The organism is Actinomadura opuntiae (assembly GCF_030283205.1).
GTDB lineage: Bacteria > Actinomycetota > Actinomycetes > Streptosporangiales > Streptosporangiaceae > Spirillospora.
In genome coordinates this window covers 306,137-333,072 of record NZ_JASNWF010000004.1, presented here as the reverse complement: position 1 = coordinate 333,072, position 26,936 = coordinate 306,137, and the positions used below count along the sequence as shown (strand labels likewise).

At 73.3% G+C, this 26,936-nt stretch carries 24 protein-coding genes; 16 read left to right on the top strand and 8 right to left on the bottom strand.

The features are described 5' to 3' along the window. Positions 1-256 precede the first annotated feature (256 nt). On the top strand, positions 257-3,565 hold the full coding sequence (locus QP089_RS10365) for a glycosyltransferase (protein WP_285911267.1): 3,309 nt from the start codon (positions 257-259) through the stop codon (positions 3,563-3,565). Between the two features lies 1 nt (position 3,566). Then, a complete protein-coding gene (locus tag QP089_RS10360; RefSeq protein ID WP_285911266.1) occupies positions 3,567-5,015 on the top strand; it encodes a DUF5719 family protein in 1,449 nt (482 codons plus the stop codon). 8 nt (positions 5,016-5,023) lie between these two features. Here the strand turns inward: QP089_RS10360 and QP089_RS10355 are convergent, their stop codons facing one another. After that, positions 5,024-5,452: a metallopeptidase family protein gene (locus QP089_RS10355; protein WP_285911265.1), complete on the bottom strand. Its 429-nt coding sequence runs from the start codon at positions 5,450-5,452 to the stop codon at positions 5,024-5,026. Positions 5,453-5,671: 219 nt separating this feature from the next. Here QP089_RS10355 and QP089_RS10350 point away from each other — a divergent pair, with 219 nt between their 5' ends. The 7 genes from QP089_RS10350 (at position 5,672) to QP089_RS10320 (ending at position 12,478) form a co-directional block, all read left to right on the top strand. Continuing rightward, positions 5,672-6,049 (top strand): DUF3499 domain-containing protein, encoded by a 378-nt coding sequence (locus QP089_RS10350; protein WP_214618398.1) that lies wholly within the window; start codon positions 5,672-5,674, stop codon positions 6,047-6,049. A gap of 108 nt (positions 6,050-6,157) precedes the next feature. Next, positions 6,158-7,513: a phosphomannomutase/phosphoglucomutase gene (locus tag QP089_RS10345; protein ID WP_285911264.1), complete on the top strand. Its 1,356-nt coding sequence runs from the start codon at positions 6,158-6,160 to the stop codon at positions 7,511-7,513. A 7-nt stretch (positions 7,514-7,520) separates the two neighbouring features. After that, on the top strand, positions 7,521-7,703 hold the full coding sequence (locus QP089_RS10340; RefSeq protein ID WP_285911263.1) for a Trm112 family protein: 183 nt from the start codon (positions 7,521-7,523) through the stop codon (positions 7,701-7,703). Beyond that, entirely contained in the window at positions 7,700-8,836 is a 1,137-nt protein-coding gene (locus QP089_RS10335) for a bifunctional phosphoglucose/phosphomannose isomerase (protein WP_285911262.1), read from the top strand. Before QP089_RS10340 ends, QP089_RS10335 begins: the two co-directional genes overlap by 4 nt. Further along, positions 8,837-9,799, top strand: a complete 963-nt coding sequence (locus tag QP089_RS10330; RefSeq protein ID WP_285911261.1) for a cation diffusion facilitator family transporter — start codon at positions 8,837-8,839, stop codon at positions 9,797-9,799. A 393-nt stretch (positions 9,800-10,192) separates the two neighbouring features. Beyond that, positions 10,193-11,770 (top strand): sensor histidine kinase, encoded by a 1,578-nt coding sequence (locus QP089_RS10325; protein ID WP_285911260.1) that lies wholly within the window; start codon positions 10,193-10,195, stop codon positions 11,768-11,770. A 36-nt stretch (positions 11,771-11,806) separates the two neighbouring features. Further along, on the top strand, positions 11,807-12,478 hold the full coding sequence (locus QP089_RS10320) for a response regulator (RefSeq protein WP_285911259.1): 672 nt from the start codon (positions 11,807-11,809) through the stop codon (positions 12,476-12,478). Between the two features lie 34 nt (positions 12,479-12,512). Here the strand turns inward: QP089_RS10320 and QP089_RS10315 are convergent, their stop codons facing one another. Then, complete coding sequence (locus QP089_RS10315; RefSeq protein WP_285911258.1) at positions 12,513-12,902, bottom strand: hypothetical protein; 390 nt, start codon at positions 12,900-12,902, stop codon at positions 12,513-12,515. A gap of 64 nt (positions 12,903-12,966) precedes the next feature. Beyond that, positions 12,967-13,332 carry a MerR family DNA-binding transcriptional regulator gene (locus QP089_RS10310; RefSeq protein ID WP_285911257.1) on the bottom strand — a complete coding sequence of 122 codons (366 nt, stop codon included), beginning with the start codon at positions 13,330-13,332 and terminating at the stop codon, positions 12,967-12,969. Positions 13,333-13,563: 231 nt separating this feature from the next. Between QP089_RS10310 and ahcY (QP089_RS10305) the strand changes: the two genes are divergently transcribed. The 3 genes from ahcY (QP089_RS10305) (at position 13,564) to QP089_RS10295 (ending at position 17,101) form a co-directional block, all read left to right on the top strand. Next, entirely contained in the window at positions 13,564-14,994 is a 1,431-nt protein-coding gene (ahcY, locus tag QP089_RS10305; protein ID WP_285911256.1) for an adenosylhomocysteinase, read from the top strand. A 265-nt stretch (positions 14,995-15,259) separates the two neighbouring features. Beyond that, positions 15,260-16,516, top strand: a complete 1,257-nt coding sequence (ahcY, locus tag QP089_RS10300) for an adenosylhomocysteinase (protein WP_285911254.1) — start codon at positions 15,260-15,262, stop codon at positions 16,514-16,516. A 3-nt stretch (positions 16,517-16,519) separates the two neighbouring features. Beyond that, positions 16,520-17,101 carry a hypothetical protein gene (locus QP089_RS10295; RefSeq protein WP_285911252.1) on the top strand — a complete coding sequence of 194 codons (582 nt, stop codon included), beginning with the start codon at positions 16,520-16,522 and terminating at the stop codon, positions 17,099-17,101. On the opposite strand, the gene QP089_RS10290 is transcribed toward QP089_RS10295, so the two are convergent. Next, the gene (locus tag QP089_RS10290; protein WP_285911250.1) at positions 17,102-17,977 is read right to left on the bottom strand and encodes a LysR family transcriptional regulator; all 876 of its coding nucleotides are present in this window, start codon (positions 17,975-17,977) and stop codon (positions 17,102-17,104) included. It abuts the gene before it with no gap. Between the two features lie 102 nt (positions 17,978-18,079). On the opposite strand from QP089_RS10290, the gene QP089_RS10285 reads away from it, so the two are divergent. The 3 genes from QP089_RS10285 to QP089_RS10275 all read left to right on the top strand — a co-directional run bounded on the left by QP089_RS10285 (position 18,080) and on the right by QP089_RS10275 (position 20,777). Further along, positions 18,080-19,336 (top strand): MFS transporter, encoded by a 1,257-nt coding sequence (locus QP089_RS10285; protein ID WP_285911248.1) that lies wholly within the window; start codon positions 18,080-18,082, stop codon positions 19,334-19,336. A gap of 30 nt (positions 19,337-19,366) precedes the next feature. Beyond that, positions 19,367-19,831: a winged helix-turn-helix transcriptional regulator gene (locus QP089_RS10280; RefSeq protein ID WP_285911246.1), complete on the top strand. Its 465-nt coding sequence runs from the start codon at positions 19,367-19,369 to the stop codon at positions 19,829-19,831. A 64-nt stretch (positions 19,832-19,895) separates the two neighbouring features. Next, positions 19,896-20,777 (top strand): MBL fold metallo-hydrolase, encoded by an 882-nt coding sequence (locus QP089_RS10275; protein WP_285911244.1) that lies wholly within the window; start codon positions 19,896-19,898, stop codon positions 20,775-20,777. 13 nt (positions 20,778-20,790) lie between these two features. Here the strand turns inward: QP089_RS10275 and QP089_RS10270 are convergent, their stop codons facing one another. Together QP089_RS10270 and QP089_RS10265 are read right to left on the bottom strand one after the other, a co-directional pair. Further along, a complete protein-coding gene (locus tag QP089_RS10270; RefSeq protein WP_285911242.1) occupies positions 20,791-22,209 on the bottom strand; it encodes a cellulase family glycosylhydrolase in 1,419 nt (472 codons plus the stop codon). 169 nt (positions 22,210-22,378) lie between these two features. Then, complete coding sequence (locus QP089_RS10265; RefSeq protein ID WP_285911240.1) at positions 22,379-23,446, bottom strand: RDD family protein; 1,068 nt, start codon at positions 23,444-23,446, stop codon at positions 22,379-22,381. A gap of 71 nt (positions 23,447-23,517) precedes the next feature. Here QP089_RS10265 and QP089_RS10260 point away from each other — a divergent pair, with 71 nt between their 5' ends. Further along, positions 23,518-24,513, top strand: a complete 996-nt coding sequence (locus QP089_RS10260; RefSeq protein WP_285911238.1) for a stage II sporulation protein M — start codon at positions 23,518-23,520, stop codon at positions 24,511-24,513. 128 nt (positions 24,514-24,641) lie between these two features. Here QP089_RS10260 and QP089_RS10255 read toward each other — a convergent pair whose 3' ends face one another. Together QP089_RS10255 and QP089_RS10250 are read right to left on the bottom strand one after the other, a co-directional pair. Next, positions 24,642-25,934 carry a DUF58 domain-containing protein gene (locus QP089_RS10255; RefSeq protein ID WP_285911236.1) on the bottom strand — a complete coding sequence of 431 codons (1,293 nt, stop codon included), beginning with the start codon at positions 25,932-25,934 and terminating at the stop codon, positions 24,642-24,644. Then, a complete protein-coding gene (locus tag QP089_RS10250; RefSeq protein ID WP_285911460.1) occupies positions 25,934-26,902 on the bottom strand; it encodes an AAA family ATPase in 969 nt (322 codons plus the stop codon). The genes QP089_RS10255 and QP089_RS10250 overlap by 1 nt, the downstream gene beginning before the upstream one ends. Positions 26,903-26,936 lie beyond the last annotated feature (34 nt).

Here is a 26,936-nt window from a genome sequence, read left to right as displayed (position 1 = left end):
GACCCGCGGGTCACCGGCGGGCAGGGTTCGCGGGCGCCGAAGGGGAGCGGCGCCGCGCTGAGCCCCTCCCGGACGCCCGCGGCGGCCGCCGCTCCGCCCGGATCCGGGGGATCCGGAGCATGCGGCCCCGGCCGCGCGTACAGTAAGCAGCCGTGCCGGCCCAGGGGGCCGGCACGGCTGCTGCGTTACCGGCAACGGCTGCCGCGTTACCGGCAGGAGAACAGGAAGAACCGTCGTCCCACAGATCGAGCGATCCTTGGCCCCCACACTCGATCGCCACGTCGTCACCGCCGTCCTCGTCGCCCATGACGGCGCGCGCTGGCTGCCGGAGACCCTGAAGGCGCTGCTGACGCAGGCGCGGCCGGTGCAGCGCCTGGTGACCGTCGACACCGCGAGCCGCGACCGCGGGCCCGCGGTCCTCGCCGAGGTCGTCGGCGGGCGCGAGGTCCTCACGCTTCCCCGCACCACCGGGTACGGCGAGGCCGTCGCCGAGGCGCTCCGCCAGGACGCGGCGTCCGCCCCCGTCCCCGACGACGACCCGGGCAACCCCAGGACCGAGTGGGTCTGGCTGCTGCACGACGACTCGATGCCCGACCACGACGCGCTCGGCCACCTGCTGCGGACCGCCGAGGCCGACCCGAACATCGCCGTCCTCGGCCCCAAGCTCCGCGACTTCGGCGACCGGCGCGTGCTGCGCGAGGCCGGGACGTCGGTCGACGGGGCCGGGCGGCGCTGGACCGGCATCGACCGGCGCGAGTTCGACCAGGGCCAGCACGACGGCGTCCGCGACGTGCTGGCCGTCTCCAGCGCCGGGATGCTGGTGCGGCGCGACGTGTGGGACCGGCTCGGCGGCTTCGACGTCGAGTACGGCATCTTCCGCGACGACCTGGACTTCTGCTGGCGGGCGCACGCGGCCGGGCACCGGGTGGTCGTCGCGACCGACGCGGTCGTCTACCACGCCGAGGCCGCCCGCCGGGGGCTGCGCGAGATCGGCATGACGTCCGAGCACCCGCTGCGCCGCGACCGCCGCAACGCCCTGCACACGCTGCTGGCGAACCAGCCGTTCCGCGCCATGCTGCGGACGCTGCTGCGCAACATATGGGCGTCGCTGGTGCACGCGCTCGTCCTGACGGTCACCAAACGGCCCGCCGCCGCACGCGCGGAGCTCGCCGCGCTCGCCGACGTGCTGCGCGATCCCGGCCGGCTGCGGCGGGCCCGCGCCGCCCGCGCCGAGGGCCGGGCGCGGGTGCACCGCAGCGTCCGGCGGTTCCAGCCCCGGATGGTCGTGCTGCGCCGGATCGGCGAGGCGCTCTCGGAGTTCTTCGCCGCGCACGAGCACGACCGGGAGTCCGAGGACGAGATCACCGACGAGCCGGGGCCGATCCGGCGGCTGCTGGCCCGACCCGGCGTGCTCGTCGTGCTGGCGCTCGCCGCCGTCACCGTCGCGGCGGAGCGTTCGCTGATCACCGCGGCCGGACGGCTCGGCGGCGGCGCGCTCGTGCCCGCGTGGGGCGGCGCGAGCGACCTGTGGGAGCAGTACCTGGCCGGATTCCACCCGGTCGGGCTCGGCACCGACGCGGGAAGCCCCCCGTACGTCGGGTTCCTGGCGCTGCTGTCGACGGTCCTGTTCGGCAAGCCGTGGCTGGCGGTGTCGGTGCTGCTGCTCGGCAGCGTCCCGCTGGCCGGGCTGACCGCCTACCGCGCGTCCCGGCTGCTGGTGCTGGAGCCGCCGCGGACCGGGCGCCGCGCCCGCCGCAGCGGCCGCCGCATCCCCGTCTCCGCCGTCCGCGTGTGGTTCGCCGCCGTGTACGCGCTGCTGCCCGCCGCGACCGGCGCCATCGCTGGCGGGCGCCTCGGTACCGCGGTCGTCCTCGTCCTGCTCCCGCTGGTCGCGCTGCAGGTCGCCCGCATGTACGGGCTGCCGCGCTTCGCCGCCGACGCCGCCACGCTGCGCAAGCGCGCGGGACGCGCCGCCTGGGCGGTCGCGCTGCTGCTGACCGTCGCGATGGCGTTCGTCCCGCTCGCGTGGCCGCTGGCCCTGGCGGGCGGCGGGCTGGTCTGGGCGCTGTTCGACCGGCGCCGCCGGCAGGAGCGCCGCAACCTCGTCATCGCGCTGGGCGTGCCGCCGCTACTGCTGTTCCCGTGGACGATCGGACTGCTGGCGCACCCGTCCCGGTTCCTGTTGGAGTCGGGCCTGAACCGGTCGGCCGAGCCCGCGACCGCGACCGAGCTGCTCGCCCTGAACCCCGGCGGCCCGGGGACGCCCGCGTGGTGGACGCTCGCCGGGCTGCTCGCCGCCGCCGTCTGCGCGCTGCCGCTGCGTGGCCGCCGGACCGCCGTCCTCGCGGGCTGGCTGCTGGCCGTCGCGGGACTGCTCGTCGCGATCGTCACCAGCGCCGCCACCGTCACCAAGGGCGCGGACGCGGTACCGGCCTGGCCCGGCGTCGCGCTGCTCTTCGCGGGCGCCGGGGTGCTGCTGGCCGCGACCGCCGCCGTCCAGCGCGGCACCGAGGTCCTCGCCGGCGACCACCTGATCTACAAGGCGGGCGGCGCGGTGGTCGTCCTCGCCGCGCTCACCGCGCCGCTGCTGGCGGCGGGCGCGTGGGTCGCCCGGGGCGCGGACGGCCCGCTCGGGACGGTCGGCGCGGACACCGTCCCCGAGTTCGTCAAGGCGCCCGGCGGGCCGCGCACCCTCGTCCTGCGCGGCGGGCCGTCCGGAGGCGTCGCCTACACGCTGCTGCGCGGCGACCGCCCGATGCTCGGCGAGGCCGAGACCCAGGCGGACGGGCCCGGCGAACGGCGCCTGGACGGTCTGGTCGCCGGCCTGGCCGTCAACCGGGAGGGCGACGACGGGCCCGCGCTGTCGCGTATGGGCGTCCAGTACGTGCTGGTGCCGCACCCCGGTTCCGACCCCGTCACCAAGGTCCTGGACGCGGCGCCCGAACTGACCCGGCTCAGCCGGACGGGCACGTTCGCGGTGTGGCGCCTGCAAGCGAACTCCGCACGCATGATGCTGCTGCAAGGCTCCACCATCACGCCGCTGCGGGCGGGCAAGACCGACGCCCGCGTCCGCATACCGGCGGGCACCGGCGCCCGCACGCTGCTGCTGGCCGAACCGTCCGACGGCGGCTGGAAGGCCGAACTGAACGGCCGCGGCCTCAAGTCGCGGACCGTGGACGGCTGGGCGCAGGGCTACGACATCCCCGCGTCCGGCGGCGAGTTCACGCTGGCGCGCGGCATGCGGATGCGGCACGCGTGGGTCATCGTCCAGGGCGTGGCGGTGCTGCTCGTCGCCGTGCTGGCGCTTCCCGGCGCGCAGGCCGACGCCCTGATGGCGAGCGGCGAACGCCACCGCGAACGGCGCGAACGGCGCGAGGGGCGCGGCCGGCGTGCCAAGCGCGGCGGGCACCGGGCCCGCGTCCGCCACGAGCCGCCGCCCGCCGCCCCCGCGAAGCAGGAGCCCGCGAAGGAAGAGCCGGCGAAGGACGAGCCCGCGCAGGACGAGCCCCCGAAGCAGCCGGTGCCGGAAGCCGGGCCCGAACCCGTCGCGTCCGAGGAGAGCTGACATGGAGAAGGTGCTGAAGCTCCTCGGCATGCGCTACGCCATCGCCGCCCTCGTCCTGGTCGGCCTCGCCGCGCTCTATGGAGCCGCGTCCTTCTCCCGGCCGGGCAACGCCGAGGAGAAGGACCGGACCGAACCGGTCAACGCCGCGGTGATGGTCTGCCCGGGCCACGAGAGCGGCCGCGTCAGCGTCCAGTCCCTGCCGCAGAAGCGGACCGGCGGGCGCCTCGACGTGGCCGACACCCGCGGCGGTTCCCCGATCGCCTCCATGACCGCGCCGGGCCAGGGCTGGACCAAGGACACGGACACGACCGGGAACGCGTTCACCGTCCGCGCGAGCGGCGCCCTCGCCGCCGGGCTGGAGGCCGAGCAGACCACCTACTGGCCCCACGGCGACGACCGCGGCCTCGCCAACGCCCGCTGCGCCCGTCCCGGCACCGACCTGTGGTTCCTCGGCCCCGGGCCGCTCGCCGCCGACGGCCTCGACCTCTACCTCACCAACGTCGACGCCCAGCCGGCGTCCGTCGACCTCGCCGCGATGTCCGGCGAGGGGCCGCTCGACACCACCGACGGGCGCGCCACGCCCGTCGCCCCCTACGGCACCACCGTCATCAAGATCGGCGGGCAGCCGGAGGGGCTCGGCGACATCGTCAAGACCGCGCGCGACCTCGCCCTCAACGTGCACACCACCGCCGGACGCGTCGCCGCGTCGCTCCGCGTGCGGATCGGGAAGAAGAAGGGCGTCGAGTGGCTGCCGCTGTCGCCCGAGCCCGCCACGTCCCTGGTCGTGCCGGGCGTGCCCGGCGGCGACGGCCAGCGCCGGCTGCTGCTCGCGGTGCCCGGCGAGAACGACGCCCGGATCAAGGTGCGGGCCGTCACCGCCGACGGCGCGTTCGCCCCGCAGGGCCAGGACGAGGTGGACGCGCCCGCGCAGAGCGTCACCGCCATCGACCTCGCCGGCGTGCTGTCGGGCCGGGCCGCCGCCGTCCGGCTCGACTCCGACCAGCCGATCATCGGCGGCTTCTCCGCCGAGCGCGGCGCCGACGTCGCCTACGGCACCGCGACCGATCCGCTCGGCGGCGCGTCCGGCGCCTCCGCGGTGATCGCCGACGACCGGTACGACGCGTCCGTCGTCCTCACCGCGCCCGCCGGCGCCGCCACCGTCCGGATCACGACGATGGACGGCCAGGGCGCCGGCTCCCCGCAGGACGTCCGGATCGCCGCCGGACGCACCGTCGAGACGAAGCTCCCCCCGCCCCGCGACGGCGACGACGACAAGGGCTACGGCGCCGTCGTCACCGTCCAGCCCGGCTCGGCGCCGGTCTACGGGGCCCGGACCATCGCCAAGGGCAAGGGCGACGGCTACCTGTTCACCGTCCTGCCGCTGATGCCCGCGCCCACCGCCGTCAGGCTGCCGCCCACCGACGACAGCCACACCGCCCTCACGCCCTAGCCGGAGCGCTAGTCGTCGGGGGAGTCGTAGCTGGGGTCGACCGACTCGGGAGACAGGCCCAGCAGGTCGGCGACCTCCTCCACCAGCAGGTCGCGCACCAGCCGGCCGAGCTCCTGCTCGCCGGACGCGCGGGCCTCCACGGGCCGCCGGAACACCACGATCCGGACGGGCCGGCCGTTCTCGCCCGGGACGGTCCGGCCGAGCGGCACGGGACCGTCGAACCACGGCTCGACGTCCGGCACCTCCTCGACACCGAACTCCACCCGGGCCAGCTCCCGGCCCCAGCGCGCGCCGAGCCGCCGCACCTCGTCCTGGACGAGGTCGTCGAACCTCTCCGCGCGGGTCCGCGAGATCGGCGCCTGCGGGGGCGTCAGAGGGCCACGGAGGCCGCGACCGTGCCGATCGCGGCGCCGTACGCCTGCCACACGGGATCGCACCTCACCAGGGTACCTCCCGCCGCACGCGGATCCCGGCCCCGCACCGGGAACACCCGCCTCCACCCCCGGCACGGAGCCCTGGCGTCCCGGACATGTCCCGCACGGTCGGAGTTCGAGTCCATACGGTATGTAGTTGTTACCTCGGAAATCGGGCGGTAACGGCGACACGTGCGCCCGGGTGGTGGCGGAGGCGGCGGGAGCGAGGTACGGTCGGCCATCGTGAGCCCCGTCCGCACCTGCTCCCGCACCGCCTGCAAAGCGCCGGCAGTCTTCACGCTCACGTACGTCTACCGCGACTCGACCGCTGTCCTGGGGCCCCTCGCCACGTACGCCGAGCCGCACTGCTACGACCTGTGCGCGGAGCATTCGGAGCGGCTGACCGCTCCCATGGGCTGGGAGCTCGTCCGGCTCCCCGTCGAGGAGGAGTCCGAGCCGAGCGCCGACGACCTGGAGGCCCTCGCCGACGCCGTCCGCGAGGCCGCCCGGCCCGCGCCCGGCCCCGGCCAGGAGCCGGTCGGCCAGGGCACCGAGGTCGGCCGCCGCGGCCACCTGCGGGTGCTGCGCTCCGAACCCGCGGGCACCCAGCCGCAGGAGTGACCCCCCTCACGCGGGGCACCGGCACCGGATCGGGCCGCCGCCGCGCTTCCCGGTAGGCTCGGTGGCCCGCCACAAAACCGGTCATCACTTGCGTACAGGGGAGCAGGAGTGGGCGACCTCGCCAAGATATTCAAGGCGTACGACATCCGCGGTGTCGTGCCCGACGAGCTGGACGCCGCCGTCGCCGAGGCGGCCGGCGCCGCGTTCGTCCGGGTGACCGGGGCGGAAGCCGTCGTCACCGCGCACGACATGCGCGAGTCGTCGGTCCCGCTGGCCGCCGCGTTCGCCCGTGGCGCCACCTCCCAGGGCGCGGACGTGGTCGAGGCCGGCCTCGGCTCGACCGACATGCTCTACTACGCCAGCGGCGACCTCGGCATCCCCGGCGCGATGTTCACCGCGAGCCACAACCCGGCCAAGTACAACGGCATCAAGCTGTGCCGGGCGGGCGCGAAGCCGGTCGGCCGCGACACCGGGCTCACCGAGATCCGCGAGATGATCGAGAACGGCGTCCCGGCCTACGACGGCGAGCCCGGCACGGTGTCGCAGCGCGACGTCCTGCACGGCTACGCCGACCACCTCAAGACGCTGGTCGACCTGTCCTCGATCCGCCCGCTGAAGGTCGTCGTCGACGCCGGCAACGGCATGGGCGGCCACACCGTCCCGGTCGTCTTCGAGGGGCTGCCGATCGACCTCGTCTCGCTGTACTTCGAGCTGGACGGCACCTTCCCCAACCACGAGGCCAACCCGATCGAGCCGGAGAACCTGCGCGACCTGCAGGCCAAGGTCCGCGAGACCGGCGCCGACATCGGCCTGGCCTTCGACGGCGACGCCGACCGCTGCTTCGTGGTGGACGAGCGCGGCGAGATCGTCGCCCCGTCCGCGATCACCGCGCTGGTCGCGACCCGGGAGCTGGCCAAGCACCCCGGTGCCCCGATCGTGCACAACCTGATCACGTCCAAGGCCGTCCCGGAGATCGTCACCGAGAACGGCGGCACCCCGGTGCGGACCCGCGTCGGGCACTCGTTCATCAAGCAGACGATGGCCGAGACGGGCGCGGTGTTCGGCGGCGAGCACTCCGCCCACTTCTACTTCCGCGACTTCTGGTTCGCCGACTCCGGCATGCTCGCCGCCCTGCACGTCCTGGCCGCGCTCGGCGAGCAGGACGGGTCGCTGTCGGAGCTGCTCGCCGAGTACACCCGCTACGCCGCGTCCGGCGAGATCAACAGCGAGGTCGCCGACCAGGACGCCGCCGCCGGCAAGGTGCGCGAGGCGTTCGCGGGCCGCCCCGGCGTTACGATCGACGAGCTGGACGGCCTGACCGTCGGCGACGAGTCCGCCGGCTGGTGGTTCAACCTCCGGCCGTCCAACACCGAGCCGCTGCTGCGCCTCAACGCGGAGGCCGGCGACGAGGCGACCATGGCGGCGATCCGCGACGAGGTCCTGGCCATCGTGAGGGAGAAGTGACGCTGCTATGACCATGAAGCTGGACTCCTGGCTGCTGGAGATCCTGGCCTGCCCGAACTGCGGCGGCGAGCTGCGCGCCGACGACGCGGCCGCCGAGCTGGTGTGCACCGGCTCCTGCGGCTACGCCTACCCGGTCCGCGACGACATCCCCGTCCTCCTCGTCGACGAGGCCCGGGCGCCCGCTTCGTGAGCACGCTGGACCCCGGCCGGCTGGAGGACGCGCAGGACGTCGAGGCGTCGGACCCGGGCGGGATGCTGCGGCAGGTCGCCTCGTCGGCGGCGCAGATCAGGGAGGGGCGGCGCGCGGCGGCCGAGGCGGGCGTCAGGGCGCTCGCCGAGGACGGCCGGCCGCGCGCGATCGTCGTCACCGGCATGGGCGGCTCCGGGATCTCCGGGGACGTGCTGGCGGCGGTGTGCGGCCCCGGCTGCCCGATCCCGGTCGTCACGGTGCGCGGGTACCGGCTGCCCGGCTGGGTCGGCGCCGCCGACCTGGTGATCGCGGTGTCGTGCTCCGGCTCCACCGAGGAGACCCTGGAGGTCGCCGCGCAGGCGGCGCGGCGCGGCTGCCGGCTGCTGTGCGTCGGTGGCGCCGGCTCGCCGCTGGCCGAGCTCGCCGCCCGCAACCGCGGCCTGTTCGTCCCGGTGCGGTCGGTGGGGCAGCCGCGCTCCACGCTGTGGGGGCTGACGGTCCCGCTGCTCGTGGCGGCGCGCACGCTGCGCCTGGCGGACGTCCCCGACGAGGTGCTGGAGTCCACGGCGGTCCTGCTGGAGGACGTCGCGCACCGCTGCCGTCCGGACAGCGAGCCGTTCGTGAACCCGGCCAAGCGGATCGCCCTCGACCTCGCCGGGGACGTGCCGCTGGTGTGGGGGACGTCGCAGCTCGCCGAGACGGCCGCCTACCGCATGTGCTGCCAGCTCAACGAGAACGCCAAGTACCCGGGGGTCTTCGGCGCGCTGCCGGAGGCCGACCACAACCAGGTGATGGCGTTCGACGGCTTCTTCGCGGGCGGCGGCTCGCCGGCGGACCCGGACGACTTCTTCCGCGACCGCACTGAGGACGCCGAGCACGGGCTGCACCTGGTCGTTCTGCGCGACACCGAGGAGCATCCGCAGACGGCCAAGCGGCGCGCGGCGTCGGTGGAGATGGCCCGCGACCGGGGCGTCGCGGTGACCGAGATCCTCGCGGAGGGGGCCCACCCGCTGGAGAGGATCGCGACAATGATCGCGCTGGCGGACTATGTCACGGTTTACTTGGCCATCACACTGGGCGTCGACCCGACGCCCGTGCGGGCCATTCAAGAGCTCAAAGCGAGGATTGCCTAGATGAGTGCTGAGGGTGGGACGAAGGCCATCATCGCGGCCCTGGCCGCCAACCTCGGAATCGCCGCGTCGAAGTTCGTCGCGTTCGCGTTCACGGGGTCGTCGTCGATGCTGGCGGAGTCGATCCACTCGGTCGCCGACTCGGGGAACCAGGGCCTGCTGCTGCTCGGCCGCAAGCGCTCCGAGCGCGACCGCACGCCCGAGCATCCGTTCGGCTACGGGCGCGAGCGCTACTTCTACGCGTTCGTCGTCGCGGTCGTCCTGTTCACGGTCGGATCGGCGTTCTCGCTCTACGAGGGCTACCACAAGATCTCCCACCCGGAGGACGTCGAGTCGCCGATCTGGGCGTTCGCGGTGCTGATCGTCGCGATCGGGATGGAGGGCTTCTCCTTCCGCACCGCGATCAAGGAGTCGAACACGCTGCGCGGCGCCAACTCGTGGTGGGCGTTCATCCGCCGCGCGAAGGCGCCCGAGCTGCCCGTCGTCCTGCTGGAGGACGCGGCGGCGCTGATCGGCCTGATCCTGGCGCTGTTCGGCGTCTCGATGGCGGTCGCCACCGGCAACGGGCGCTGGGACGGCATCGGCACCGTGGCCATCGGCATCCTGCTCGGCCTGGTCGCCACGGTGCTGGCGATCGAGACCAAGAGCCTGCTGATCGGCGAGGGCGTCGACGCCGAGCAGGAGAAGCGGATCATCGCCGCGCTGGAGTCGGTGGAGCAGGTCGACCACGTCATGCACCTCCGCACCGAGTACATCGGCCCGGAGGAGCTGCTGATCGCCGCGAAGATCGCCGTCTACCACGACGACACCGCCGCCGAGGTGGCCCGGGGCATCGACGCCGCCGAGGCCAAGGTCCGCGCGGAGATCCCCGAGGCGGGGATGATCTACCTGGAGCCCGCGCTCGACGAGGCGGACCGCAAGAACGCCGCCAAGGCCGCCGGGAAGGCCGCCGGCGAGAACGTGTGAGGCCCCCGGGCGGCCCTTCGCGGGCCGTCGGGGGCGTCCGCACGGGATCCCTCGCCGGGCGTCCGCCACCGGATGCCGGCCGAACCCCAGCCCAGGCGAGACCGGCGAGTGCCTCCGCGGAGGCGGGCGGCGCGGCCGTCCGGCGAGGTGCTTCCCGTGCGTCCCCGCCCGGACCCCTGAAACCGGGCGGTTGGCGTGACCGCGGCGGCTCCGCCGAACCCCCTACGTCGGCGGCGCCGCCGTCCCGGTCACGGTTAAGACACTAGGTCTCCGACCGGGTCCCGCACGTCCCCCGCAAGGAGGGAACGGGGGTCGTCCTCCAGGGGGATTCCGGCCGTGCGCATACCTCCGCACGGTGAGGTGTCGGGCCCGACCAGCGGTCAGTATGGAGAGGTGACCAGCGATGACAAGGCCCGGTCCGGACCCGATCCCGCGGGGTTCGGCCCAGCCCTCGCCCACCAGGCGTGGCGGCTGTCCGGCCGGATCGTGGCGGGGGTGGGGCAGCTGCTGCTGTGGATCCTCACCGGTATCGGGCGGCTGCTGCGGCCCCTGGCCGTCCGGCTCGGCGCCCGGCTGAACGGCGGCGCCGCGCGCCCGGTCCCGGGGGCGCCGCCGCGCGCCGCCGGTGAGACGGCGCCGCTGCCCCGCTGGATCAACACCTGGACCGAGTTCACCGGGGCCTGGTACTTCGCGCCGCTGACCGGCCTCGCGCTGACGATCGCCGCGCTGGCCGAGCTGGCGCCGGGCACCGGGTCCCCGCTCAGCCTCGCCGGCGGCTTCGCGGTCGCCTCGACGCTCCCGCTCGTCTGGCGCCGGGAGAACCTGCGGCCCGTCGCGGCCGTGGTCCTCGGCGCGTTCGCGGCCGGGCTGCTCACCGGCCAGCAGCTGCTGATCACCACCACCTTCGCCGCGCTGTACACCCTGTACGCGCTCGGCCGGCAGCTGCCGCGGCAGTCGGCGGGCGTATTGGCGGCCGGCAGCGTCGCCACCGTCGCCGTCGTGTACCTCGCGACGGGCACGCTCGACGACGTCCCCTGGCCGGCCGCGGTCGTCGCCGTGCTGGCCGCCATCGGCCTCGGCGACGCGCGCCGCGCCGTCGAGTCCGCCGGACGCACCGAGGCCGAGGCCGAGGAGCGCACCAACGAGACCCTCACCCGGCTCACCGCCGTCCAGCGCGAGCAGGCCGTGATGCGGGAGCGCGCCCGGATCGCCCGCGAGCTGCACGACGTCGTCGCGCACTCCGTCTCGATGATCGCGGTGCAGGCCGAGACCGCCCCGTACACGATGGACGACCTGTCGCCCGAGGCCCGCGTCGGCTACACCGAGATCGCCAGGACGGCCCGCGAGGCGCTGGTGGAGATGCGCCGGCTGCTCAGCGTGCTGCGCGCCGACGCCCAGCCCGAGCCGGACGCCGCCAACTCCCCGCAGCCCCGCCTGGACCGGCTGCCCGACCTGATCGAGCAGCACCGCGGCGCCGGCGGCGCCGTCGACCTCGCCGTGCACGGCGACCCGCGCGCGCTGTCCACGACCGTGGAGCTGTCGGCGTACCGGATCGTCCAGGAGGCCCTGACGAACGCGCGGCGGCACGCTCCCGGCTCCGGGGTGCACGTCGACCTCACCTTCCTGCCCGACCGGCTCGCCGTCCGCGTCCGCGACGACGGTCCCGCCGCGCGCACCCGCGTGCTGAACCGCGACGACCCCTCCGCCCGTACCGCGGTACTGGACCCCGCGGCGGACCCCGCCGGGCCGACCCGGATCGAAGGCGCGCCGCCGCGGCCGGGCGGGCCGGGCGGGCCGGGCGGCGGACACGGTCTCGTCGGCATGCGGGAACGTGCGACCATGCTGGGCGGACGGTTCTCCGCCGGCCCGGCCACCGAGGGCGGGTTCCTGGTGGAGGCCGAGCTGCCGCTGACGAGGGAGGGGAATTCCACCGGTGGACACGGCTTCGAGGCGCCCCCCGGCCGCCGCTGACCGCGCTCCCGCCCGCCGCGGAACGGGGACCCGGCGGTGATCCGGGTGCTGGTGGCGGACGACCAGACGATCGTCCGCGCCGGGTTCGCCGCGCTGCTCGCCGCGCAGGACGACATCACCGTCGTCGGCGAGGCCGGCGACGGCCGGGAGGCGGTCCGGCTGGCCGGGCAGGGCCGTCCCGACGTCGTCGTCATGGACATCCGGATGCCCGGCATGGACGGCATCGAGGCGACCCGCCGCATCCTCGCGCAGCCCGGCTCGGAGGGCGTCCGCGTCCTGGTGCTGACGACCTTCGACGTGGACGAGTACGTCTACGAGGCGCTCGCGGTCGGCGCGTCCGGCTTCCTGCTCAAGGACGCGACCGCCGACGAGCTGGTGTCGGCCGTCCGGGTCGTCGCGCGCGGCGACTCGCTGCTGGCGCCGCAGGTCACCGGGCGGCTCATCCGCGAGTTCACCAAGCAGCGCCGCAACCGGCCGCAGGCGCCGTCGGAGCTGGCCACGCTGACGGCCCGCGAGAACGAGGTGCTCGTGCTGATCGCGGGCGGGCTGTCCAACGCCGAGATCGCCGCGCGCCTGGTGGTCAGCGAGCACACCGTCAAGACGCACGTGGCGAGGGTCTTCACCAAGCTCGGCCTGCGCGACCGCGCCCAGGCCGTCATGCTCGCCTACGAATCCGGCGTGGTCGTCCCGGGCGAGAACCAGAGCTGAACGCAGATCGGCCGGGGCGCCGCTATCGCGGCGGTCACGCGGGCGGGTAGGGGCCCGGCGGCGGGTGCGGAGAGGTGTGGCCGGGCGGGGGCGGCAGGTTGGCCGGGTGCGCGGTCGGCGGTGGCGGCTGATAGGCCGGGGCGCGGCGGCGCTTGAGGGACGGGCCGAGGAACACCACGCCGGAGCCGACTGCCAGCAGCGGACCGAGGATCATCAAGATGACGCTCTGCCGCCCGTCCTTGGACTTCTGCTCGTCGAACGACCGGTTGGTGGCGCGCCCGTGGCGGATCGTCGTGCACGTGTCGCCCCGCGACATCACGCGCCCGCCGCACTTCACCGTGTCTCCCGGCATGGTCATCAGGCCGAGCAGGAGCATGCCGATCCCGGCCACGAGGCCGAGCACCCCGTACAGCGAGATCTTCACGCGCCGCCTCCGTCCGTCCAGCGGGGATGGTAGCGGGTGGCGCCGACGGAACGCGGCGCGCCGGTCACCGGCGGCGCAGCAGCCGCAGCGCCTTCTCCTTCTCGAAGTCCAGCGCCCGGGTGGGCGGCGCGGACAGCCGTCCGATGCGTTCGCCCAGCTCGCGGACGCCCGCCTGCACCTGCGGCTCGGCCAGCACGCGCAGCCCGAACGCCAGCTCGGCGGGGCCGACGTCGTAGCGCTTCTCGAGCGCGAGCGCGAGCGCGACGGCGCGCAGCTCGGCGTCGCCGAACCGCCGGTGGCCGCCGCCCCGCCCGGTCCCGCCGGGGGCCGGCGCGGGGTCGCGGGTCGCGGGCAGCAGCCCGAGCGTCTCCCGGTAGCGGAGCATGCGGGGCGAGGTACCGAGCCGCCGGGCGGCCTCCGTGATGCGCATCCGTCGATTCTGACAAATCCGTGTCAGAAATGCCTCCCTGACCGTGCCTCCGGCACGCCCCCGCCCGTAGACTCGCTGAGTCGGCCGGCCCGCGGGGGCCGGCTCTCGCGGACGAACGACGCGCCCCGCGGGCAAAAGCGGACCTGCTGCGCGCGAGCGGACCTGCTGCAAGCAAGCAGACCCTGCTGCCACAAACCTGCTGCCACAAAGCAGACAAGGAGCAACGAAAGCATGGACTACAAGGTCGCCGACCTGTCGCTGGCGGACTTCGGGCGCCGGGAGATCCGGCTCGCCGAGCACGAGATGCCCGGCCTGATGGCGGTGCGCGAGGAGTACTCCGCCGCCAAGCCGCTGCGCGGCGCCAAGATCATGGGCTCGCTGCACATGACGATCCAGACCGCCGTGCTGATCGAGACGCTCGTCGAGCTCGGCGCCGACGTCCGCTGGGTGTCCTGCAACATCTTCTCCACCCAGGACCACGCCGCCGCCGCGATCGTCGTCGGCAAGGACGGCACCCCCGAGGACCCCAAGGGCGTCCCGGTGTTCGCCTGGAAGGGCGAGACGCTCGAAGAGTACTGGTGGTGCACCGACCAGGCCCTGCAGTGGCCGGACGGCACCGGCCCGAACATGATCCTGGACGACGGCGGCGACGCGACCCTGCTCGTCCACAAGGGCGCCGAGTACGAGAAGGCCGGCGCCGTCCCGCAGGCGACCGAGGACGACCCGGAGGAGTGGGGGATCATCCTCGAGACCCTCCGCCGCACCATCGCCGCTAAGCCGGGCCGCTGGACCGAGACCGCCGCCGCCATCAAGGGCGTCACCGAGGAGACCACCACCGGCGTCCACCGCCTGTACGAGATGGCGAAGGCCGGCACCCTCGCCTTCCCGGCGATCAACGTCAACGACTCGGTCACCAAGTCGAAGTTCGACAACAAGTACGGCTGCCGGCACTCGGTCATCGACGGCCTCAACCGCGCCACCGACGTGCTGATCGGCGGCAAGGTCGCCGTCGTCTGCGGCTACGGCGACGTCGGCAAGGGCTGCGCCGAGGCGCTGAAGGGCCAGGGCGCCCGCGTCATCGTCACCGAGATCGACCCCATCTGCGCCCTCCAGGCCGCGATGGACGGCTTCCAGGTCACCACCCTGGAGGACGTCGTCGAGATCGCCGACATCTTCGTCACGACGACCGGCAACTTCAACATCATCTCGGCCGCGCAGATGAGCCGGATGAAGCACCAGGCGATCGTCTCCAACATCGGCCACTTCGACAACGAGATCGACATGGCCGGCCTCGCCAAGATCGACGGCATCGAGAAGATCGAGATCAAGCCGCAGGTGCACGAGTGGCGGTTCCCGGACGGCCACTCGATCATCGTGCTGGCCGAGGGCCGCCTGATGAACCTCGGCTGCGCCACCGGCCACCCGTCGTTCGTCATGTCCAACTCGTTCACCAACCAGGTCATCGCGCAGATCGAGCTGTTCACCAAGACCGACGAGTACCCGGTCGGCGTGTACGTGCTGCCGAAGCACCTGGACGAGAAGGTCGCCCGCCTGCACCTCGACGCCCTCGGCGTCAAGCTGACCACCCTCACCAAGGAGCAGGCCGCCTACATCGGCGTCCACGTGGAGGGCCCCTACAAGCCCGACCACTACCGCTACTGAGTCTTATTGCAGTGCCCTTGGCGGTCAGGCGCTGGAGCGCCCTCCCTTCGGCGGGCACTGCGTGCGATCGCTGCATCGCTCCGGCTCGGCCCTGGGGGCCTCGCTGCGCGATCGGATTCTCGCTTCGCTCGAATCCGGCTTCGCACGCGATCGCGACGGGCGGGGTCTGCGAAGGTAGGGGCGAAGCAGGGCAGCGTACGGCCGGGCAGGCGATCTCGCCTGCCCGGCCGCCGGTGTCTGGCGCTGCAGGCAATCTAAGGAAGACATGAGCGATATCGCGGATGTGTCGCTGGCGTACGAGGGCGTCAAGCGGATCGAGTGGGCCGACCGGAGCATGCCCGTGCTGCGGCAGATCCGGGAGCGGTTCGCCAAGGAGCGCCCCCTGGACGGCCTGCGCGTCGCGGCGTGCATGCACGTCACGACGGAGACCGCCTGCCTGATCCGCACCCTGCAGGCGGGCGGGGCGAGCGTGGCGCTCGCGGCGTCCAACCCGCTCTCCACACAGGACGACACGGCCGCCGCGCTGGTTCAGGAGGACGGCGCGGAGGTGTTCGCGCGCGCGGGGATCGACCGCGAGGGCTACTACGCGCACATCCACCAGGTGCTGGAGACCGGGCCCGATCTGGTGCTGGACGACGGCTGCGACCTCGTCAACACGCTGCACATAGACCGCACCGATCTGCTGCCCACGGTGAAGGCGGGATGCGAGCAGACGACGACGGGCGTCATCCGCCTGCACCAGATGGCCCGTGAGGGGGCCCTGCGGTTCCCGATGGTCGCGGTCAACGACACCGATACGAAGCACATGTTCGACAACCGGTACGGCACCGGCCAGTCGACGCTGGACGGCATCATCCGCGCCACCAACACGCTGCTCGCCGGCAAGACGGTGGTGATCGCGGGCTTCGGCTACTGCGGACGGGGGCTCGCCGAGCGCGCGCGGGGGCTCGGCGCCCGCGTGGTCATCACCGAGATCGACCCCGTGAAGGCGCTCGACGCGGCGTTGCAGGGGTTCGCCGTCCAGCCGATGGCGGAGGCCGCCGTGAACGGTGACGTCTTCATCACCGTCACCGGCAACCGCGATGTCGTGAACGCCGGGCACCTCGCGGTCATGAAGGACGGCGCGATCCTCGCGAACTCCGGCCATTTCGACGTCGAGATCGACGTCCGGGCGCTGGAGGACATGGCGGTCGCCGTGCACCGCGGCGTGCGGCCGCAGGCGGACGAGTACGTCCTCGCCGACGGCCGCCGCCTCGTCCTGCTGGCGGAGGGCCGCCTGGTCAACCTGGCGGCCGCCGAGGGCCATCCCGCCGCGGTGATGGACATGTCGTTCGCCGACCAGGCGCTCACGTGCGCGTGGCTGGCGGAGTCCCACGGGTCGCTGGCCGCCGCCGTCCACGACGTCCCGAAGGAGATCGACACGGAGGTGGCGCGGCTCAAGCTGGCCTCCATGTCCATCGCCATCGACCGCCTCACGCCGGACCAGGAGGACTACCTGCATTCGTGGCGTCTGGGCTCCTGACCCATGCCGTCCGGTACCTACCTTCATCTGGACGACGGGATCGAGGAGCGCTTCCAATGCGCGCCCGGCCCCGGCGGCTGGCGGTACGTGTCCCAGCGCTCGGACGGTCGGCGCCTTGACCTCGTCGTCGACTCGCGTTGGCGGCAGATCAGGGTGGAGCTGGTGGCGTCCGACTGGTGGATCCGCGGGGGCGTGACCGGCCCCGACCTGACGTGGGTACGCGCCGCGTCCGGGGAGGGCTCCGAGCACTCCGAGCGGGCCTACGGGTTCCTGGGCGACTCGCCTGCGTTCTCCATAGCCGTCGCGCGTTCTCTCGCACTGGAGGAGCCGGGCGCGGAGGCGACGCTCCGCCTCGTGCGGGTGGGTGGTGCCTCGTTGTCGGCCCTCTCCGGTCTGTGGAGATGGCGGCTTACGGAGACGTCTGTGTACGAGACCGACACTGCGCCGTTGCCGGTCTCGGAGTATGAGATGACGGACCTCTCCACGGGGGAGTCGACCGCGATCCATGTTGCCGGTGACGTCCTGCTGTCCGGCCCGGACATGGAACTGACCGCGTTGGAATCACCGCCGAACTTCATTGCCTGACTAGGCGCGCGGGAGCAGCGCCAATAGGGCCTCTACCGCCGGCGATAAGGGACGGGTGGCGGGAGTGACAGCGACAAGGGCGCGGTGCAGCGGGGGATCGGTCGGGACCGCGGCGACGCGGTCGGCGGCGTTGCGCAGGGCTTGAGGCGGGAGCAGGGACACGCCGAGCCCGTGGCCGACGAGTTCCACCAGGTACTGGATGGTGTCGACCTCGGCGGCGACGCGGCGGTCGAGGCCGGCCCGGGCGCAGGCCGCGTCGATCTGGGCGCGCAGCGCGGAGTCGGCGCGGTACTCGACGAAGTCGCGGCCGGCGAGCACGGGATCGGCGAGGCGGACCGCGCCGCGCGCGGCCAGCGGGTCGTCGCGGGAGACGGCGAGGACGAGCCGGTCGCCGCCGAGTGGATGCTCGGCGAGCCCGGGCTCGCCGGTCGCCCCGTCCACGAACGCCAGGTCGAGCGTGCCGGCGGCGGTCTCGCGGGCGAGGGCGGCCGCGCCGGCGTGCCGCAACCGGACGGTGACGCCCGGGTGGCGGCGGTGGTAGCGGGCGAGCAGCGCGGGCAGGTCGAGGACGCCGAGGGTCTGGATGGCGCCGATGGTCAGCCGGCCGCGCACGAGGCCGCGGACCCCGGCGACGGCGTCGCGGCCGCTCTCGGCGGCGGCCAGGGCGCGGCGGGCGGACGGCAGCAGGGCGCGGCCCGCCTCGGTCAGCGCCACGCGCCGGTTCGTGCGGGTGAACAGCCGGGCGCCCAGCTCCCGTTCCAGGGCGCCGATCGAACTGGACAGGCTGGACTGGACGACGTGGACGCGTGCGGCGGCGCGGGTGAAGTGGAGCTCCTCCGCGACCGCGACGAAGTATTCGAGCTGGCGCAGCTCCATGGATCGACGGTACCGATGATGACCATCGAATTCATGTGTTGGACTGATGATGGTCGCCTCCGCCACCCTGGGAAGGGTGATTTGAGGGGTAGAGGAGGATTCATGGGGATTCGGGGGACGGGGTCGGGGCGGGACGTGCGGGCCGGCATCGGCCCGGCGTGCATGGCGTACGCCTTCTGGGCCGTCATGCTCGGCACGACGCTCGCGACGCCGCTGTACCCGATCTACCAGCAGCAGTTCGGGTTCGGGAGCCTGGTCACGACGGTCGTCTTCGCCGTCTACGCCGCCGGAGTGATCTTCGCGCTGCTGTTCGGGCGGTCGTCGGACGCGCTCGGCCGCCGCCGGGTGATGCTCGCGGGCGTCGCCGTGTCGATGACCGCGGCGGTGGTCTACCTGGTGGCCGGGGACGTGCCCGTGCTGCTCGCGGCGCGGGTGCTGTCGGGACTGTCGGCGGGCGTCGTCACGGCGACCGGAACGGTGACGCTGGTGGAGCTGGTCCGGCCCGAACGGCGGGGCGGTGCGGCACTGCTGGCGGCGGCCGTCAACATGTTCGGGCTCGGCTGCGGCCCGCTGCTCGCCGGGCTGCTCGCCGAGTACGCGCCCCATCCGCTGGCCATACCGTTCGTGGTCGACCTCGTCTTGCTGGCCCTTGCGTTCGTGGCCGTTCTGGTGGCACCGGAGACCGTGCGGGACCGCCGGACCATATGGCCGCGTGCGCAGCGTCCCGCCGTCCCCGCCGAGGTCCGGCCGGTGTTCGTCCCTGCGGCCATTGCGGCGTTCGCGGCCTTCGCGGTCTTCGGCCTCGTCACGGCGGTCGTCCCGGGGATCCTGGTCGGCGTGCTGCACCGCCCCGATCGGGCCCTTGCGGGACTGGTCGTGTTCGCCATGTTCGGCGCTTCCACGGCGGGACAGGTCATGTTCGCCAAGGTGCCGGAGCGGATCGCTCTGCCTGCGGGGTGCGCGGTGCTCGTCGTCGGGCTCGCCGCCATTGCCGGGGCGCTCCTGGCCGAGTCGCTCCCATTGCTCGTCACCGGCCCGATCGTGGTCGGCCTAGGGCAGAGCCTCGGTTTCCGTGCCGGCCTGGCCGCCGTTACCGCGGGCACTCCAGCCGCCCAGCGCGCGCAGACGGTGTCGAGTTTCTTCCTCACCGCCTATGCCGGCATCTCCCTGCCGGTGGTCCTCGTCGGTGTCGCCGCCAGCGCCTTCGGGCTGCGCAGCGCCGCCGTGGCGTTCACCGCAGCCGTCGCCGTGCTCGCGCTGGCCGCGCTGGTGGCCTTGCTCCGGCTCGAACGCCGCCATCCTGTCTCGCAGGGTCCGGAAACCGATCGGAGCCCGGCAGCGCATCACGCCGGCCGCTGAAGGACACTCTCTAATGGTTAGTGTGGCGGCATGCCGAGAACGCCGCGCACCCGCAGACCGCGTCCGGGAACGCCGGGACGCTCGCCCCTGGCTTGGCTTCCCAACGGCGAACCGGCCGACGTGTACAGCGCGCCGTGCCCGTCCCGTGCCGCGCTGGACCGGATCGCCGACAAGTGGACGGCGCTGATAGTCGGCGCCCTTTTCGAGGGGACACGGCGCTTCTCCGAGCTCCGCGCCGACATCGACGGCATCAGCGACAAGATGCTCACCCAGACGCTCCGCAGCATGGAGCGCGACGGGCTGGTGGTCCGGCACGTCCACCCGACGGTGCCGCCGAAGGTCGAGTACCGGCTGACCGACCTCGGCCGGACGCTGGAGGAACCGCTGGCCGCCGTGCGGAGCTGGGCGGAGAAGCACATCAACGAGGTGGAGCGGGCCCGGCTGGAGTTCGACTCCGGCAAGGGCGCGCACTTGCAAGTGCGTACTTCCCATTAGTTAGTGACTCTCCGATAGTGGGTGCAGCGGCCTCCGCCGGGGGCCGCCCCACGAGAGGATGGTCATGGTCCTACCGGCTTCCCGCGCACAGGTCCGCCTTGGCGGCACCACCGTCACCTTCCTGCCCGACGGCCACGCAAGAGTCGTCCCGACGGCGGTCTTCCCCGCGAGCGCCCCGACCGGATGGGCGACGCACAGCGAGTTCCTGGACGCTGATGGGCGGCTGCCCATCAGCATCGGCTCGTTCCTCGTACGCGCGCGCGACCGCGTCCTATTGGTGGACCTCGGCTTGGGTCAGGTGGACTTCGAGGTCCCCGACCTGGCGTCGTTCAAGGGCGGAACCCTGCTTCGCAGCCTCGCCAACGAAGGACTCGCCCCGGAGGACGTCGACACGGTCGTCTACACCCATCTCCACCACGACCACGTGGGCTGGACCACGGATGTGGCGCCCGGTCCCACGCTGCCTGAAGGAAGCGCCCCCAGCGGCTTGACGTTCCCGAACGCGCGCCACCTCGTCGCCGAGACGGAGTGGAAGCACTGGACGGGGACGGAGGAGGTCATAGGCCCGGACCCCGTCGCCGTACAGGGGCCCTTGTCGGGCCGCGTCGAGTTCGTCGAGAACGGTCAGGACATCGCGCCCGGAGTCCGCGTCCGCGCGACGCCCGGGCACACACCAGGACACCAGAGCCTCGTCGTCACCGACCCCGGCGACGACCGCCGCCTCATCATCCTGGGCGACGTGATGCACTGCCAGGTTCAGGTCACCGAGAGCGAGTGGGGGTTCGTTTTCGACGACGCCCCTGCGGAGGCCGCGGCCACCCGGGAGTCACTGCTCACCGAACTGGAGGACGAGCGGACGCTACTGGCCGGCGGCCACTTCGCGGGTCACGTCTTCGGTCGCGTCCTGCCGCCTGTGGCGCGCCGTGCCTGGAGCAGCGCCGCGTAAGGCCGTGTAGCGGCTACGGCGTGACGGTGACGGTGTGGGCGGGAGTGTCGGGGTCGGCCCACACGGACAGGATGTGGCGGTCGGCGTCCCAGGCCGTCCTCCACTTGCCGGCCGGATCGGTCGAGGTGACCTTGGGAGTGGACGGGAACCAGATCTCCGTGGGGCTCGTCACCCCGGCCTTGTTAAGCCACGACACCGTCAGGGTCTCCGAGGAGTACGCCATCTTTAGCGGGGTGCCCGCTATGGCCCTGGCATAGGGGCGCGCCAGGAGCTTGGCGAAAAGCGTCGGCCGGCCATTGCCGTCGGTCACGCCGGACGAGCCGGGATCGTTGGACCAGTAGGCCCAGCCGATGCCGAGGTCGTCCGCCATGGAGAGCCAGTCCCCGGTGAAGTCCGCCGCTCCCGGGGCCTCCTGCCCCATCCCGCCCACTTCTCCCAGCCACATCGGGGCGTTCAGGCGACGCGCCGCAGCGGGCATGTTGCGCTTCCACAAGGCGAACTGCGCCTGCACGAGCAGTTTCGTAGCGCCGTCATAGGAGCCGCCGAGGTCCACGCCGCCCGGATAGAAGTGCGGAGCCAGAACGATGCGCGGCGTGCCGGGACGCGGATCCTTGACCACGCCGATGGACGATTCGGCGCCCTCGTTGGACCCGAGCGCCTGCGGCTCCACGAACACCCAGTTGTCCGTGTCGACCTTTCGAATGGCGTTGACGACGCGCTGGTAGAAGGGGGTGAGGATGGGGCCTTCGAAGAACCCGAACTGCCTGGTCCCGCCGAACGGCTCGTTCATCAGGTCGTAGCCCAGGACGGCGGGGTCGCCGGCGAAGCGCTGCGCGACGTGCTGCCACATCGCCGCGTACCGTTCCATCAGCTCCGGGTGCTTGCCGGTGTTGTTCCAGAAGTTGTCGTACGCACGTAGGACGGCGGGCTGCAGGTAGGTGAGCACCCACGGGTCCTGCGGTGTGCAGGGCAGGCCGTCGGTGAAGGTGGCCCACGCCGGGGCGCCGTTACCGGCACCAGTGCACGCGGCGGGGCCGTAGATGTCCTGGTGCATGTCCAGGACGACGTGGATGCCCTGTTCCCGGTACCAGGCCACACGTTCGGCGACGTCGTCGAGATAGGCGTCGTCGTACTGGCCGGGCTCGGGTTCGACGTTCTTCCACTGGATCAGGTACCGGACGGAGTCGGTGCCCATATCGCGGGCCTCGCGGACGACATCGTCCTTGCCGATCCAGGGCAGGCCGCTGGGGCCTTTGGCGCTGCTCGCGGTGTTGAGCCCGTGCAGGATGAGCGTCCGGCCCTGGTCGTCGGTGATCGTGGGGAGCGGTGCGGTGCCCGCGCGCGCAGGGGCGTCGACCGCGGTGGCGGCGGCTCCGGCGAGGGTGAAGGCAGTGATGAGGGTGATCCGGCCGAGAGTAGTGCGGACGCGCATCCCCGCCTCCTGAACGTGAAATTTGTTCGGATATTAGGAGGCGGGAGGGAGCCGGGGAAGTCGGAGAAATGCACAACAAGCACGCCGGGTTACGGCGCTTGCTGACAAAACGCCGGTCTCGGTGCTGGTCGGACGGGGCGCCTGGAACGACCGGGCGCTGCGACGCTCGTTACCGGCCCGGCTGCATCCCCCCGGGCGGGTACGGGGCCGGAGGCACGCCCTGCGCCGGGTACGGGCCGGGAGCGTACGGGCCGCCGGGATTCGGGCCCATCGGATAGGCGCCGGTGGGGTAGCCGCCGGTGGGGTAGGCGCCGGTCGGCTGTGGGACCGGCGCGTAAGGGCCGGGCAGCGGAGCACCGGGAGGCGGTCCCTGCCATCCGGGCGGAGGAGCCTGGCCTGTACCGGCCATGGTCATCGCCGGCACCGGGACGGGAGCGGGGCCCTGCGCCCAGTTCGCCTGCCCGGTGCGGCGCAGGCGGCGGGCGCGGCGCTCGGCGAGCCGCCATTCCTCCCGGCGGCGGCGCTCGGCGAGCACGGCGGACAGCAGGATCTCGGGGCGGACCCCCGCAGGCGGCGGCGGGCTGACCACCTCCACGACCTGCGCCGCGATGCGCTGCCCCAGCGAGTCGCGCGCTTCCGGCAGCAGCTCCCAGAAGCGCGCCAGGTACTGGCGGGCCGTCATCGCCAGCTCGTCCGACAGCATCGACAGCTCCAGCGACTGCCCCCACCAGGCGAGCTGCGGCGGCATGACCGCGACGGGGCCGAGACGGCCGGACGCGGGGTTGCGCTCCTGGATGACGATCGTCCCGGCGAACAGGTCGCCCAGCCGCTTCCCGCGCCGGTTGCAGAACGAGGTGATCAGGGCGGGCGCCCCGTAGAGGGTCCAGAACTCCAGGAAGCCGGCCAGTGCGCGCACGAGCGCCTGCCGGAACCTGATCGGGCCCCCGTCGTCGGCCACGACCCTGATCCCGACGGCCATCTTGCCCAGCGTGCGCCCGCGCGACAGCGTCTCGAACGCGCACGGGTAGCCGACCATCACGGCGACGACGGCGATCAGCGACAGCCCGATCGTCCACGCCTCGTCCGCCACCAGGGCCGTCAGGCCCGTCACGTAGATGGCGAGGTTCAGCAGGATGAGCTGGATCAGCAGATCCAGCAGCAGGGCACAGCCCCGGCTGGCCAGGCGCGCGACCCGGATGTCGAGCGCGACGGCCTCGCCGGTGACGAGTTCGGCCATGTCCTGTTCCTCCAATGCCGGGGGCCGGTCCATTTTGCCGTCTTCGCGGGCCGAGGCGTTAGTCTCCCCGGGTGGACGTCGACGCCTATGTGGCCGCGCACAACGCCGACTGGCAACGGCTGGAGCACCTCATCAACCGCGGCCGCAGGCTGACCGGCGCGGAGGCCGACGAACTGGTCGAGCTCTACCAGCGGACGGCCACGCACCTGTCGGTCGTGCGATCGAGTTCGCCGGACCCGGACCTCGTGGGGCGGTTGTCGTCGCTCGTGGCGCGGGGCCGGGCCGCGGTGGCGGGCGCGCAGGCACCGATGTGGCGCGACGTCACCAGGTTCGCGACGGTGTCGTTCCCGGCGGCCGCCTACAGGATGCGGTGGTGGTGGCTGGGGAACGCGGTCCTCGGCAACCTGCTCGCGCTGGCCCTGGCGATCTGGGTCGTGCACAGCCCGCACGTGCAGTCGAGCATCGGCACGCCCAACGAGATCCGCGACCTGGTCGAGCATGACTTCGCGAACTACTACACCGAGCATTCGGCGTCGTCGTTCGCGTTCCAGGTATGGACGAACAACGCCTGGGTGTCGGCGGTGGCGCTCATCTTCGGCATCCTGCTGGGCATCCCGACGGTCTACGTGCTGCTGATGAACCAGATCAATCTCGGTGTCACCGGCGGGCTGATGTTCGCCTACGGCAAGGGCGACGTGTTCTTCGGGCTGATCCTGCCGCACGGCCTGCTGGAGCTGACCGCGGTGTATCTCGCGTGCGCGGGGGGACTGAAGCTCGGCTGGACGGTCGTGGACCCCGGGCGCCGCCGCCGCGGCCAGGCGCTCGCGGAGGAGGGCCGCGCCGCCATCAGCATCGCCATCGGCCTCGTCGGCGTGCTGCTGGTGTCCGGGCTCATCGAGGGCTTCGTCACCGGCTGGGTGCACATCACCTGGCTGCGCATCGCGATCGGCGTGGTCGCGGAGACGGCGTTCCTCAGCTACGTGATCGTGCTCGGGCGCCGCGCCACCCGCCGGGGCGAGACCGGCGACGCGGAGCTGCGCCCGGACCTCGTCCCGGTCGCCGGCTGAGCGAAGGACCCGCACGTCGGACGGCATTTCCGGCGAACCCCCATCAAACGGCACCCGCGCCTGTCGAGGCGGGTGGGCTGCTGCGACCTGTGTCCGTCCAGGCGCTTCTGAGAGCGCCGCTGAGCCGTTCAGAGACGTCCGGCGGCCTTGAGCGCGAGGTAGGCGTCCGCGAGCGCCGGAGCGATGTCCTGAGGCGGCGCGTCGACGACCTCGACCCCGTGCTTGCGGAGCTCGGCGGTGAGGCGGCGCCGCTCGGCCCGGGCCCGCTCGGCGGCGGCCGCGTCGTACACCGCCGCGAGATCGCCGCGGCCGTCGGCCATCTCGCCGACCCGCGGGTCGGCGACGGCGGCGATCATGACGAGGTGGCGGGCCGTCAGCAGCGGCAGGAGCGGCAGCAGCCCCTCCTCGATCGCGGCGGTGTTCAGCTCGGTCAGCAGCACGACCAGGCAGCGCTGCCGGACGCGCGCCATCAGCGTCGACACCATCCCCGCCGCGTCGAACTCCAGCAGCTCCGGCTCCAGCGGGGCCATCGCGTGCACCATCGCGGGCAGCAGGTCGGTCCGGGACGCGCCCTCGACGCGCGTACGGACGCGCCGGTCGTAGGCGAGGAGGTCGACCCGGTCGCCGGCCCGGGACGCCAGGGCGCCCAGCAGGAGCGCCGCGTCCATGGAGCAGTCCAGCCGCGGGATGTCCCCGACACGGCCCGCCGACGTGCGGCCGGTGTCGAGCACCAGATAGATCCTCCGGTCGCGTTCGGGACGCCACGTCCGGACCACCACGTCCGCGCGCCGGGCGGTGGCCCGCCAGTCGATGGAGCGGACGTCGTCGCCGTCGACATACTCGCGCAGGGAGTCGAACTCGGTGCCCTGGCCGCGGATGAGCGCGACGTGCGCGCCGGTCAGCTCCCGCAGGCGCGCCAGCTTCGCGGGCAGATGGCGGCGGGACGGGAACGCGGGCAGCGCCCGCACGGTCCAGGGCGCCGACCGCGACAGCTGCCTGGCGGCCAGCCCCAAGGGGCCCACCGAGCGCACCACGACGGTGACGGCGCGCCGGTCGCCGCGCCGGGTCGGCGTCAGGGTCATGTCCACGCGGCGGCGCTCCCCGGCCGGAACGTCCACGTGCACCATCCGGGGCGTGGCGGCGGCACTGGGCGGCCACACGTCCCGCAGCCGCGCCTTGAGCCGGCGCCGGCCGAGGTTCTCCACGACGAGCGTCACTTGGGCCGTCTCGCCGAGGCGGACGGCGGTGTCGCCCGACCTGTGGAACCGCAGCGCCCGCACGTTGCCGGCCAGCGCGAGGTCCGCCACGACGCCGAGCAGCAGGACGCCCCAGATCGCGAACAGCGTCCGCCAGCTCGGCAGCAGGATCGGCGCGACCGCGCCGAGCAGCGCCAGCAGCCCCAGGCGTCCGGTGAGCGCCATCAGCGCGGGGCGGGGACGTGGGCGAGGATGCCCTCCAGCACGCCGTCGGCGGTCGCGCCCTCCAGCTCGGCCTCGGGGCGCAGCTGCACGCGGTGGCGCAGCGTGGGCCGCGCCAGCGCCTTCACGTCGTCCGGCGTCACGTAGTCGCGGCCGGACAGCCACGCCCACGCGCGCGAGGTGGCCAGCAGCGCCGTGGCGCCGCGCGGGGAGACGCCCAGCTGGAGCGAGGGGGACTGGCGTGTGGCGCGGCACAGGTCCACGACATAGGCGGCCACCTTGGGATCCAGATGCACCGCCCGCACGGCGGCGCGCCCGGCCGCCAGCTCGTCGGCGCCCGCCACGGCCTTGACCTCCGACAGGTCGCGCGGGTCGAAACCTGCGGCGTGCCGCTGCAGCATCCTGATCTCCTCGTCCCGCGTGGGGACGGGGACGGTGAGCTTCACCAGGAACCGGTCGAGCTGCGCCTCCGGCAGCGGGTAGGTGCCCTCGTACTCGATCGGGTTCTGCGTCGCGCACACCACGAACGGGTCGGGCAGCGCGCGCGCAGCGCCCTCCACCGACACCTGCCGCTCCTCCATGGCCTCCAGCAGGGACGCCTGCGTCTTCGGCGGGGTCCGGTTGATCTCGTCGGCCAGCAGCAGGTTGGTGAAGACCGGGCCCTCGCGGAACTCGAACTCCGCGGTCCGGTTGTCGTACACCAGCGACCCGGTCACGTCGCCCGGCATCAGGTCGGGGGTGAACTGCACGCGCTTGAAGCCGAGGTCGAGGGCCCGCGACAGCGTCTTGATGAGCAGCGTCTTGGCGGTGCCGGGGACGCCCTCCAGCAGCACATGGCCGCGGCACAGGAGCGCGATGACGAGCCCGGTCACCACCGCGTCCTGGCCGACGACCGTCTTGGCCACCTCGACGCGCAACGCCGCGAGCGCCGCGCGGGCGGTCTCGGCCTGCCGCCGGGCCTCCTCCGGCAGGCCCTCGGCCCCCGGCGGGGTGTCGCTCGGTGCG